General features: G+C 39.1%; 1 rRNA gene. It reads left to right on the top strand.

What is annotated here, in order from left to right:
- Positions 1-263 precede the first annotated feature (263 nt).
- Positions 264-573: ribosomal RNA gene (locus ABD927_RS24495) — 16S ribosomal RNA — on the top strand; the annotation flags it as partial.

Genomic DNA, 573 nt, shown 5'->3' with positions numbered 1-573 from the left:
TATGATATAATCTTTTCTTGTCGGCACCAAAAGAATTCAATTAATAAATTGATTCAATGCCGTTGAACATTGATAACTGAACAGTGAAACAACCTTGAAAATTCTAATAAATTTTCATATTATAAATGAAGCGTTGAACTTGATTCGATGACTAATTTATAACGAACCGTATCTAATATAGATACAACCTTAAAAACAGTAAGGATTTAACGTTTGTTTTAATTCTTAAAACAAGCCAATGTTAATTCTGAACGATTAAACTTTAATTTGAGAGTTTGATCCTGGCTCAGGATGAACGCTGGCGGCGTGCTTAACACATGCAAGTCGAACGGAGTTAATAAGTAGAAGTCTTCGGATGGAAGCTTACTAACTTAGTGGCGGACGGGTGAGTAACGCGTGGGTAACCTGCCTTATACAGGGGGATAACAGCCGGAAACGGTTGCTAATACCGCATAAGCATACAGTGCCGCATGGTACAGTGTGAAAAGATTTATCGGTATAAGATGGACCCGCGTCTGATTAGCTAGTTGGTGAGGTAATGGCTCACCAAGGCGACGATCAGTAGCCGGCTTG

This window comes from Pigmentiphaga soli, from assembly GCF_039541095.1.
In the GTDB taxonomy this organism is placed as follows: domain Bacteria; phylum Pseudomonadota; class Gammaproteobacteria; order Burkholderiales; family Burkholderiaceae_B; genus Pigmentiphaga; species Pigmentiphaga soli.
This window is presented reverse-complemented; position numbering and strand designations above follow the sequence as displayed.